We start from the raw sequence: 11,571 nt of genomic DNA on the forward strand, positions 1-11,571 counted from the left end.
GACTAGGGTAACTAAGCGATATCAACGCACAGACAGCTCAAAGAATGGCTCTATCAACCCATTCTAAATTATTTGAGTTGTATGAAGGCGATGAGTGAGGGCATCCCTAGGAGCATACAAAAGTATGTAACTAGGGTAACTGAACGATATCAACGCACAGACAGCTCAAAGAATGGCTCTATCAACCCATTCTAAATTATTTGAGTTGTATGAAGGCGATGAGTGAGGGCATCCCTAGGAGCATACAAAAGTATGTGACTAGGGTAACTGAACGATATCAACGCACAGACAGCTCAAAGAATGACGAATGGAAGGTAATGTATGCAATGGTTAGCAGACTACTGGTGGATAATCATACTATTGTTAGTGGGGCTTATCTGGAATTCAGTCAAAGAAATGATGAAATTGGATCCCAAAAAGTTTTTAGATGACAAACCAGAGATCCCCCCACATCAAGATAATAACCACCTTTGGGATGATGAAGACGATTGGCCTAAAGACAAGAAGAAATAACTTTTTGCTTTATCTCCGCTAACAGCGTGGGTTGGTATTGTTTTACCTGTATACCAACCTCTTCTCTTACTCGTTGTAGCCATTGCTTTTGCCCTGTTATACCAACATCTGCGCAAATCTGTGCGATGGGTTCACATGACACAAAGTGCCGTCTGAGAAGCGAAAGCCCGTTTTTTTCTTCCTTCAATAAACGCAGGATCGCACTTTCACTCGCAGAAATGGGCCGTTTAAACTCACTAAAACCGATCAGTTCTATCCAATCATCTGTCACTAGTTGCTGCTGTGGGTCCGTTTCGAACGCAAACTCTTGTAAATCACTGCGCCAATATAGGTCACGTTTTAATCGGGATTCGCCTTGTTCACAAAGTTGGTATGCACGGTTTGAAATAGGTAAAATAGCCATCGCGGTAAAACAGCCACTACTGGCTTCTTTATGCGAACCTATTCGTATTAACCGAAAGCCCGCTTTTTGCCAAAATGCGACTAAGTCTGGTGTTAATCCAAAACTAACAGATAAAAAATCTAACCCTTGCTCTGTAGCAATTGCTTTCTGTTTTTCTAAAAGCGTTAAACCAATTTGGCGCCTACGGTAGTTCGCATCAACGGCAATACGCATCACTCGGCGAGATAGCCATTGTGCCGCAATGGGGAAATAACTATGAGCTGCTAAAGATTGGACAACTAAATTTCCTCTTGGTCGACGAAGCCCAGCCCATATTTGCCAGCTCAATGATTCGGTTAGTTGCCCTTCATCCACCATCCATAATGCACCTAAATAAGCACAATCATGAAGCTCCGTTTTTGCTACCATAAAATGTTGCTGCTGAGCATCCAATAGCCGTCGTAAATCTAATGGTGACGTTCGATAGTGTGCGCTCATTAATAGGCCATAAAATGCGCTTAGTTTTTCATTATTTTCTACTAATGACGCCTGAGTTAACGCTTTATATTCAACAGTTTCAGTAATAACCGTTTGAGAGGTGGGCTCTTGCAGTAATAGAGCGCTATTAACCCATGATTCTAAGGCGTCATTAGCCGCATAACGCATAGGGCTATCAAGTTGCAATAACCTGAAATGCGTTAGGCTTGCGCAGAATTTCAACATAAAACCACGCCCTGTTCCCTCATAGCCATCGACTGTTGTGGTTAATAAAACACGAGGAAAATACTCGACTAGCTCTCGTAATATATAATTAGGAATAGCGGAAGCTTCATCAATGATCAGCCAATCTGCTGTTATTTTTTCATTGCTGCGGCAATAGGCTAATAAGTTATCAGGGGACCAAAAGTTAATCGATTGGCCTGCATGTCGGCTTAAAACTTCCGTCGCCACTTTGGCGGGGGCACAGCACCAACACTCTCCCCCAAATTGTTGTATTAACATGCCTGCTATTGCCGATTTTCCGCGCCCTCTTGGCGCTATTAAGCCCCAAACTCCATATTCTGCGCTTAATAATTGGCTAATTATTTGTTGTTGTTGTTTTGTTGGCTGGCCTGTAGGTGCTTGCCATAACGGTTTGTTTTTTAGTAATGAGAAGTTAGGATTATCCCCTTGTTTATAAAATAAAATGTCGGGGGATGCTTTGAAAGTTCGTTGTAGGTGATGAACAAAATTCGGGGTCGGGATCACTCCCGATTGTTCATTCCAGCGAAGGCTGTCGACATCATTATTTGTCGCCCACTCAGATTGAGGTGCGGTGCATAATATTAACAAACTCCCTGCTTTTAACGTGCCCGCCAGCATGGCGAGTGCTTCACTATGAAAACCTTTACGTACATCAAAGATGCCATGCAAAAATTCACGGCCCAATAATAAATGGGCATTTTCAGGAGAAACACCGTGAGGCAAGTCTGATGAAATCGTTAGCCAGTCGCCCTCAATACTAGCTTGCAGTTGGTTGAGTTGCTGTTCCACCCACGCATCGTCGCCAGAAAGAACCATAAGACGACGCATGCCAACCAAATGCAATTGTTCGATAATAGCAGGAAGTAATTTCAACATCATAACGCTATGATTTACCAATTAATAATGACAATATCCCCGCTGCGATTAAAGGCCCTACAGGCACACCACGGAATAAGGCAACGCCAATCACGGTTCCAACAAGTAAGCCTGCAACGGTAGACGGTTGATGGGTCATTAATGTGACGCCTCGGCTACCCAACCAGGAAACCGCGATGCCAATAACAATTGCCAAAATCGATTTCCAATTCAAAAATGAGCTCAATACCTCACCAGCGGTTATTTTGCCGCTCGCAATTGGTGTCATAACGCCGATAGTTAAGATAAGTATGCCAATGGTTAAACCATATTTTTCAATCCATGGAAAATAATTATTCAATGGTGTTATTCTGACTACCAATAAAAATAGCATCGCAAGGGTGACTGTCATATTATGACTGATAATACCTAACCCAGCTAATACCAAGAGAATGATTAGTGTTGGATCAACATGACTCATAGATTTGTCCCTGTAAAACGCACAATTATAATTTATTTGCAGTCAATCGACTGACTTAAAAACATGTTATTGGCTCATTATCAAAGAAGCAAATATTAACGCCAACTCTTTTTATTTTTATAACGATATTTTTAATTAATAATAAGCCACTATCTCTGCACAGTTAATTAACCAAAATGTGACATTCGAGCTATTTTTTATTCGCTATTTAATGCTTCTAGAAAAATAGTCTCTCAGAATATCTGACGGTGACACCCTTAATTGAATAAAAATTAACATGGTAATACGGATAATCCTGATCATCGACAAAACTTAAGCTAAATATTCGGAATATTCATCACTGTTTATTTTTTTACTTCTCCCTTTTTTTTATATTTATCATTATAAAAACCAACTTATGGTGCCTTTTGCTGAAGATAGGCCGAAATACCTTTACCGCCAGACAATCCATCTCAATTGCGTATAATAATTACGAACAATTAATACTGAAAAATCATAACTTCGCATTATTTATAATTTTAGTGATTTCAATGGTTGTGGGACGCTTAGCGCAAGCACAATTATTAGGATTAATAATATGAATCAACTTTTATCACCCTATTCAAACGCTCGTTTTATTGCCATCCGCTTAGTCCCTGGCGAAGATGTGATCTTAACATTAAGACAAAAAATTGAGCAGTATGGCCTACAAGCTGCATTTATTGTCAGTAGTGTCGGCAGCTTAACTGACGTTGCTCTGCGTTTTGCAGGCCAAGAGAATACCTTTCAAATAACTGGTAAATTTGAAATTGTTTCATTCATTGGCACGTTAGATGCCCAAGGTGAACACCTGCATTTGTCTGTCTCCGATGAACAAGGAAAAGTCCTCGGTGGCCATATGATGCCGGGTTGTACGGTTAGAACCACATTAGAGCTGGTTATTGGGGAACTTGAGAAAGTTAATTTCACTCGAGAGCCTTGCCCGTTGTCTGGTTATGAAGAGCTTATTATCACCTCTCGTTAATTTTATTATTTTATTACTGTAAGGAATGACTTTGTCATGGGTAAAACGTCGATTATATCTAGTCGCACTTTGACTTTAATTGTGTTTTCTATTGCCATTAATATGGTCATTGGCCAATTAAGTTCGATGCTAAAACTGCCAATATTTTTAGATTCGATCGGAACATTAATTTGTGCATTATTGGCTGGCCCTTGGGTTGCGTTATTAAGTGGCTTACTCACGAATTTATTATGGGGCTTACTCAGTGGTCCAATTGCAGCTGCATTCGCACCTGTTGCGATGATGATTGGCCTGAGTGCTGGCTTATTAGCTCGTGCAGGCGGTTTTCGTACCTTACCAAGAGTGATCTTATCCGGTGTTGTGATTACTTTTGCGTTAATGATCGTTGCCGTTCCTATTCGCACTTACTTATTTGCGGGGACAACCGGTAGCGGCGCTGATTTTTTTGTCGCATATTTCCATGCAGTTGGCGATAACTTATTAGAATCTGTGGCCATTACGGTATTAGGCGCCAATATTGCGGATAAAGTAGCCTCTGCCATTATTGCTTGGTTACTGGTTCGACAATTACCCGAACGTGTTCAACGTAATTATCCAAATATGGCGAAGGTCCGTTAAATGCACCCCTTCACCTCGCTGACAATTTGGTTTTGGCTCAGTGCAAGTTCGCTTTTCTTACCGCTGAGCTGGCCATTAATTGTACTAGGTTGCAGCACTTTCACTGCTTTATTGTTTTGGCGGCCTGCGCGCTACCGTTGGAAAATAGTTGCGTGGATTATGCTTCCCATGGCGGCAGGGCTTTGGTTAATTCATGGAGGCTGGCTAGCTCAGCTCTTAACCGGGGACACTTTAAAAAATAGCCGCCCTGAGTTTGCGCTGGCGCTATGGTTTAAGTTATTGACAATTATTAGTGCTTCTCAACTTTGGCTGCAATATGTACCGACTGAGCGCTTTATTCGTGCTTTGTTTGCTAGCCGTTTACCTGCGAGCTTCGCTTATCTACTCGCTGGCCCATTATTACTTGCCGAACAACTTCGTCAACAATTGAGCACTATCCGTGAAGCACAAATAGCCAGAGGCGTTCCTCTTGATGGTCGCTTTTGGCAGCGTATTACATCGTTACCAGCCCTATTGTTTCCACTTGCCAGTAATACCTTGAGTGAACTGAGTATTCGTGGCGCTGCATTAGATATGCGTGGCTTTCGCTATTGCACTAAACGCACGACATTGAACCCACCGGTGGATAACCCCCACCAAGCCTTGCTTAGGTATGGGTTAGTTTTGTTAATTATTATTGAAGGTGGTCTCTCTCTGTGGTGGTGAATTTACAACAAATGCGCTTCATTCCGCAAGGTGCGGAGCAATCCTTATTAGGGCCGATTGACCTTCCGCTTAAAGCAGGCCAATGGCTATGTGTATTAGGTGGTAACGGCAGTGGAAAAAGCACGTTAGCACAAATACTTGCCGGTTGGCACAATGAGCTCATCCAGGGAAAAATTGAAGGAACCGCAGAGGTATTGCAAGCACCTTTAGCTGATAACGTGGTGGTTCAGGTGTCTATTTCACGCCAACTTGTTCAGCAATCCCCCCAATTACAACTCTCAGGCTGCGCGTTTACCGTTGAACAGGAAATTGCATTCGGCCCCGAGAACCTCGGTTTAACACCCGAATAAATTAGTGAGCGAGTTGAACTAGCCATTGAACTCACATTTTGTGAGGCACTGCGAACGCGTCATCCTGCCACCTTATCCGGCGGTGAAGCACAGCGCGTTGTGTTAGCCAGTGCATTAGCGATGCAGCCTAAACTCCTTTTACTCGATGAAGCGTTTAGTCGGCTAACCCCAAGTGCAACACAACGCATTTTAGCCCAATTACAATGCTATACAGAACAAACGGGCTGCAGCATTATTTTTTTTGAACGTAACTTACTACCGGCCATCCGTTTCTGTGGCTCATTCCTTTTGCTAAGTACAGGCCAAGCCTTTCAAGAAGCTGGGAAAATGGTCGCAACAGGCAGTTTAAATGATGTTTTTCTTGATGCTATTGAAACAATCAATATGCCAGATGCATGGCGGGCGGTAGGTGAGTTGGTCAAATTAGGGCATTGGCAAGGAAATATTCCCCACGATGAAGCGCAATTGCTACAGATGTTTAAGGAGCAATATGTTACTGCTTAACAATCTGAGTTATCGTTGGCCAAATTCAACTATTGATAATATACAATCTTTATCTCTGTCTATTCACCCTGGTGAATGGGTTGCTTTGGTTGGGGATAATGGTGCAGGAAAATCAACATTGTTACGCCTTTTAGCGGGGTTATTACACCCCACACAAGGCGACATTCGGCTTGATAGCCAGCCGCTTAACCTTCTCTCTTCACCACAAAGAGCCAACCATATCGGCATTTTATTCCAAGAAGCTGAGAAACAAATTTTTCATAGTCGTGTGCGTGATGAAATTGCGTTTGGCTTAAAACGCCAGAAATATCATAAACGTGATATTCAAGACCGAGTACATCAGGCACTTGAAATTTGTCATCTATCCGACGTAGCGGATAAACACCCTTTAGATTTGCATGCAGGCCAGCGAAGGATGGTTGCTGTTGCCTGTTTAGAGGCTGTTTCCCCTAAGCTATTGCTGCTTGATGAACCAAGCCGTGACTTTGATGCCTTTTGGATGCGAAAGTTTGAAGATTGGCTGACATTACAAAGAAAAAAAGGGGTAACTGTCGTTTCCATCAGCCACGACCTTGATTTTGTTGCCCGCCATTTTCAGCGTGTATTGCATCTATCAAAGGGTAATCTAATTGCTGATGGTCAACCACGGGAAGTATTAGGTCATCCTGAGTTACAAGTTGAAAGCCCACTTCCCGCACCGACATTGATGTCACTTAGTCAGCAACTACAAATAAGTGCCACGGATACCGCTCTCGCTTCATGGATCACTCATTTGATCCGCCAATAGCCGCCTTGAGTTTATAGCTAAAAAAATAGCCTGCAATGCAGGCTAAAATTTCATTCAAATTATAGGAAATCGATTAATCTAACTGTACGCCAATACGACGAGCGACTTCTTCGTAAGCCTCAATTAAGCCGCCAAGGCTCTGACGAAAACGGTCTTTATCCATTTTATTTAGCGTTTCTTTGTCCCATAAACGGCTACCGTCTGGGGAAAATTCATCGCCTAATACCACTTGGCCTTTATACAAGCCAAACTCCAGTTTAAAATCGACTAAGATTAACCCTGCATCAGCAAAAATTTTACTGAGCACTTCATTGGCTTTGTAGCTTAGCTCACGCATTTTTGCCAAGTTTTCTTTACTCACCCAGCCAAATGTCTCACAGTACGATTCATTCACCATCGGGTCATGTTTGGCATCGTCCTTTAAAAATAAGTCGAATAGTGGCGGATTTAATTCCATGCCCTCTTCAACACCTAAGCGTTTTACCAGTGAACCTGCTGCACGGTTACGGATCACACACTCAACCGGCACCATATCTAACTTTTTCACCAGAGCTTCTGTGTCAGACAACAATGCTTCCATTTGCGTTGGAATACCGGCGGCTTCTAATTTACTCATAATGAAATGATTAAATTTGTTATTTACCATACCTTTACGGTCAAACTGCTCGATACGTTCACCATCGAGTGCTGATGTATCATTACGGAACTCCAGAACCAGTAGATCAGGATCCTCTGTGGTATAGACTGTTTTTGCCTTACCACGATACAACTCAGCTTTCTTTTGCATCTTACACACTCCAGAGATGTGATTAAACTAAACAAAATCAACCTGCACAGCAGATTCAGATAAGTAACAGAAGAACAAAAACCAGCCAAATGGCCTATTCATTGTTAATTTTCTGCTCTGTTTCAGTCAGTTACTGAAAATCACCATGCGAAACGCTAACTCGCTGATATTCAATATTTTATAATTCACTGCTAATCATGATAATAAAATTCCCGAGCAGACGCAAACGATTACTTAACCATAAACACTGATTTTTTGTCCATTTGTTTTAGGTGGAAATATGAAAAATAAAATTAGCCTACCAGAGAAGGAAAATTCAAATTGATGAAATGCTATTTAATAACTAATTAAGTATATAGATTACGAGTAGCATGAAATAAACAAAATACAGAGCTGATAACCACCAGCCTATGCGTATGAAACTTAATATCTTTACCCTAATACAACCCCATCCAATTTAAATAAAAAAACCGCAGCTTGTATTTAAGCTACGGTTTAATTAACAATCTCAAAATGTTGAATTATGACTTTTTAGCGGGTGCTTTACTAAATGCTGCTTTCAGCGCTGCAACCATTTCATCATTTTGTTTCTGTGTTAAAGGCACACCTTTAGTGGTGATAAATTGCAGTGTGCTACGGTTATTTAAATCACCGACCTGCACTTTATAGTCTGCTTCTGGCACAGTTGGGTCATCAATGCCCAAGGCCTGCCATTCTGAGCTGCTTAAACCTTTGTAAGTCACCATTACAGAACCACTTGAACGTGTACGATCACCCACTTTCATACCAACACTTTCTAAGGTGTGAGGTAAACGCTCCCATACTGCGTCAAATGGTGCACGAACGACAATTAAAGGTAAGCCAGTATCATCACTACCCGTTTGAACATCTATAATGCCATACGCGTTTTGAATGCTACCTTTGTTTGAAGTATCACGTAATGTATATAAGTTATCGGTTAATTCATTCAATAACAGTTTGTTATATCGTTGAGTTTCGACAACATCGGTAATTGTCTCTCCGCCTTGACGTAAACCTAAGCTTGTTACCGTCAATGCCATCATACCGTTTTCGGGTTGTACCGTGACTTTATGGCGGCTTTCAATTGGAACGTTTTCATCTGCACGATCCCATTTAACCCAATCGGTTTCAATTGAGCGAGAACCATCGTCTTTAGATGAAACTGGGATCCCTCTTTGCTCTAAGATCATCGTAACTTGTGACCAAAGTGCACTATTTTCAGGTGTATTTTCTAGCAACAAACGACTTGCTTCCGCGCTATCCTCTGTACGTGAGCCCGCTAATTGCGAAATTGTCAGTACTGGTGGACGAATATCTAACGCTTTTCCTATTGCCCCTGTTGATGTGGCTTTAGGGATGTCATACTCACCATTTTGTTCTGGTAATGTCAGCCCTTGTGGCACATTCAACACTTTCAATGGCGCAGCATTGAGATATTCCTCATCACCACTGACCTGACGTTTATAGCGCTGATCGCTGGAGCAGGCTGCCAGTAACACGACAAGTGACAGGCCAGCAACCTTCATAACCTTCGATTTTTGCAATAATGTTGCCATTAAAATTCCCTAAATTTTACAGTAACCCAGCGAGTCTCAAAGCTTCCTCAACTTTTTGCTGGCCTGAGGTGGTTAACGGTGTCATTGGCAACCGTAATGTACCATCTGAAATCAGACCTAAGCGATGACAGCCCCACTTCGCTGGAATTGGATTTGGTTCAACAAATAACTGAAGATGAAGCCCCATCAGTTTTTTATTTAATTCACGCGCCTCAGTATATTTGCCTGCAAGCGCTAAGTCACACATTTTTACCATCTGCGCTGCAGCAACGTTGGATGTGACCGAAATAACGCCTTTACCACCTAGTTGCATGAAATCAAGTGCTGTTGCGTCATCACCTGTTAGCAGTACAAAATCATCATCAACCAGTTCTTTGATTTGATGAACCCTAGCTAAGTTCCCTGTTGCCTCTTTAATTGCAACAATATTCGCCAGTTTTGCTAAACGCCCCACGGTTTCTGGCAACATATCACAGCCCGTCCGTGATGGTACATTATAAAGAATTTGTGGCAAGCTGGTGTTTTCTGATATTGCTTTAAAGTGCTGATATAACCCTTCCTGAGAAGGTCTATTATAATAAGGTGTTACTGTCAGGCAAGCAACTACGCCACTGTTTTCAAAATCATTTGTTAGAGAAATAGCTTCTGCTGTTGCGTTTGCGCCCGCTCCTGCAATAATAGGAATACGGCCATCCGCTAATTCGAGCGTCGCTTTCACGACATCGACATGCTCTTTATGCGTTAAGGTTGCTGACTCGCCAGTTGTACCAACAGAAACAATAGCCGTTGTTCCGCTTTCAACATGGTAATCCACCAATTTTTTTAGACTGGCTTTATCTAAACGCCCTGCCGAATCCATTGGTGTAATGACTGCAACAATGCTTCCTGTTAAAAAATCTTTATAATTTGCGTTTCCATTAGCCATAGCGATACCCCTCAATAATTGAACCCCCATGTTACTTTTTCATTTCAAAGAAGAAAACCACTCAATAGCAAGAATTTAATGAATTTTGTTAATGCCAAAGACATTAACTTAAATAGAAGTAATAATTCACTGACATTTCTCGCAAGAGTCTATTTCCCCTCTTGGCAGATTGCCTTTTTTATGGTTTCCTTACCTTTATAGTTAGCCAGTTTTTAGTGCTCGAATTATACAGCTATATTCTAATCAAATATTTAACTAACATAATTAAAATACTAAGGAATAGACTTTGCCTAAGACTGAACAGCAATTTCTTGTCATTACTGCGCTGGGAACAGATCGTCCGGGCATTGTGAATACCATTACACGCCTCGTCAGCGAGTGTGACTGTAATATTGAAGATAGTCGCTTAGCGATGTTTGGCAAGGAATTCACCTTTATTATGATGTTATCAGGCAGCTGGAATGCAATCACCCTTTTAGAGGCGACATTGCCACCTAAAGGTGCTGAGCTTGACTTGCTCATCGTAATGAAAAGAACCCAGAGTGTCCAAACAACCTATTATCCATCAACCGTAACAGTGAATATTGTTGTTGACGATGCACCCCGTATTGTCGAGCAATTCACAAATTTATTCACAACCTCTCAATGTAATATCGCGGAGCTTGTTTCTAAAACACAACCAGCCAATAATGATATGCCCGCTCAACTGGAAATTCAGATTACTGCACACGATCCGTTGGACGATAATGGCATAATCATAAAAAATAAATTTCAACAACTGTGTACAATGCTAAATGCCAAAGGCAACATAAGTATTGTTAACAACCCCAATATGCAAAGTTAACGGAGATATATGTAATGAACCCATTGAAAGCCGGTGATAAGGCGCCTCAATTTAGCCTTCCTGACCAAGATGGTGAGCTCATCAATCTTTCTGATTATCAGGGTCAACGCGTATTAGTTTACTTTTATCCTAAAGCGATGACACCTGGCTGTACTGTTCAAGCGTGTGGTCTACGTGATGAAATGGATACACTTAAAGCGAAAGGTGTCGAAGTATTAGGTATTAGCACAGACAAGCCAGAAAAACTGTCTCGTTTCGCTGAAAAAGAGATGTTGAACTTCACTTTATTATCAGATGAAGACCACCAAGTATGTGAGCAATTTGGAGTTTGGGGTGAAAAACAATTCATGGGGAAAACCTATGATGGAATTCATCGTATTAGCTTCCTCGTTGACCCTACTGGGAAAATAGAACACGTCTTTGACAATTTTAAAACCAGTAACCACCACGAAATCGTGCTTGATTACATTAATACACACGCTTAATCATCACGGCA

General features: G+C 41.6%; 11 protein-coding genes and 2 pseudogenes. 8 read left to right on the top strand and 5 right to left on the bottom strand.

Annotation, left to right across the window (positions count from 1 at the left end; translation table 11 throughout):
• The first annotated feature begins 321 nt into the window (after positions 1–321).
• Positions 322–513: a YpfN family protein gene (locus M0M83_RS11370; RefSeq protein WP_125891127.1), complete on the top strand. Its 192-nt coding sequence runs from the start codon at positions 322–324 to the stop codon at positions 511–513.
• On the opposite strand, the gene M0M83_RS11375 is transcribed toward M0M83_RS11370, so the two are convergent.
• Both M0M83_RS11375 and M0M83_RS11380 read right to left on the bottom strand, forming a co-directional pair.
• Positions 494–2,518, bottom strand: coding sequence for a tRNA(Met) cytidine acetyltransferase TmcA (locus M0M83_RS11375; protein WP_248466601.1), 2,025 nt, complete (start codon positions 2,516–2,518; stop codon positions 494–496). The two genes, M0M83_RS11370 and M0M83_RS11375, sit on opposite strands and share 20 nt — an antisense overlap.
• A 4-nt stretch (positions 2,519–2,522) precedes the next feature.
• A complete protein-coding gene (locus M0M83_RS11380; RefSeq protein ID WP_125891128.1) occupies positions 2,523–2,975 on the bottom strand; it encodes a DUF441 domain-containing protein in 453 nt (150 codons plus the stop codon).
• Positions 2,976–3,552: 577 nt separating this feature from the next.
• Between M0M83_RS11380 and M0M83_RS11385 the strand changes: the two genes are divergently transcribed.
• The 5 genes and pseudogenes from M0M83_RS11385 to M0M83_RS11410 form a co-directional block, all read left to right on the top strand.
• Positions 3,553–3,978 (top strand): PPC domain-containing DNA-binding protein, encoded by a 426-nt coding sequence (locus tag M0M83_RS11385; RefSeq protein WP_213912626.1) that lies wholly within the window; start codon positions 3,553–3,555, stop codon positions 3,976–3,978.
• Between the two features lie 36 nt (positions 3,979–4,014).
• Entirely contained in the window at positions 4,015–4,596 is a 582-nt protein-coding gene (locus tag M0M83_RS11390; RefSeq protein WP_125891130.1) for an ECF transporter S component, read from the top strand.
• Entirely contained in the window at positions 4,597–5,301 is a 705-nt protein-coding gene (locus M0M83_RS11395; RefSeq protein WP_248466602.1) for an energy-coupling factor transporter transmembrane component T, read from the top strand.
• Positions 5,295–5,927 (top strand): annotated as a pseudogene (locus M0M83_RS11400) (ABC transporter ATP-binding protein); the annotation flags it as partial. The gene M0M83_RS11395 and the pseudogene M0M83_RS11400, both read left to right, overlap by 7 nt.
• 214 nt (positions 5,928–6,141) lie before the next feature.
• Positions 6,142–6,822, top strand: a pseudogene (locus tag M0M83_RS11410) (energy-coupling factor ABC transporter ATP-binding protein); the annotation flags it as partial.
• Positions 6,823–7,015: 193 nt separating this feature from the next.
• Here M0M83_RS11410 and purC read toward each other — a convergent pair.
• From purC to dapA, 3 genes are all read right to left on the bottom strand, one after another.
• Positions 7,016–7,729 (bottom strand): phosphoribosylaminoimidazolesuccinocarboxamide synthase, encoded by a 714-nt coding sequence (gene purC / locus M0M83_RS11415; RefSeq protein WP_102139833.1) that lies wholly within the window; start codon positions 7,727–7,729, stop codon positions 7,016–7,018.
• Between the two features lie 521 nt (positions 7,730–8,250).
• Positions 8,251–9,306: an outer membrane protein assembly factor BamC gene (gene bamC, locus M0M83_RS11420; RefSeq protein WP_125891133.1), complete on the bottom strand. Its 1,056-nt coding sequence runs from the start codon at positions 9,304–9,306 to the stop codon at positions 8,251–8,253.
• A 16-nt stretch (positions 9,307–9,322) separates the two neighbouring features.
• A complete protein-coding gene (dapA, locus tag M0M83_RS11425) occupies positions 9,323–10,231 on the bottom strand; it encodes a 4-hydroxy-tetrahydrodipicolinate synthase (RefSeq protein ID WP_125891134.1) in 909 nt (302 codons plus the stop codon).
• Between the two features lie 286 nt (positions 10,232–10,517).
• On the opposite strand from dapA, the gene M0M83_RS11430 reads away from it, so the two are divergent.
• The gene (locus tag M0M83_RS11430; protein ID WP_102139830.1) at positions 10,518–11,075 is read left to right on the top strand and encodes a glycine cleavage system transcriptional repressor; all 558 of its coding nucleotides are present in this window, start codon (positions 10,518–10,520) and stop codon (positions 11,073–11,075) included.
• Between the two features lie 14 nt (positions 11,076–11,089).
• The gene (bcp, locus tag M0M83_RS11435; RefSeq protein WP_004253548.1) at positions 11,090–11,560 is read left to right on the top strand and encodes a thioredoxin-dependent thiol peroxidase; all 471 of its coding nucleotides are present in this window, start codon (positions 11,090–11,092) and stop codon (positions 11,558–11,560) included.
• Positions 11,561–11,571: the final 11 nt, after the last annotated feature.

Origin of the sequence: Providencia rettgeri, assembly GCF_023205015.1 — a bacterium.
Taxonomy (GTDB): domain Bacteria; phylum Pseudomonadota; class Gammaproteobacteria; order Enterobacterales; family Enterobacteriaceae; genus Providencia; species Providencia rettgeri_E.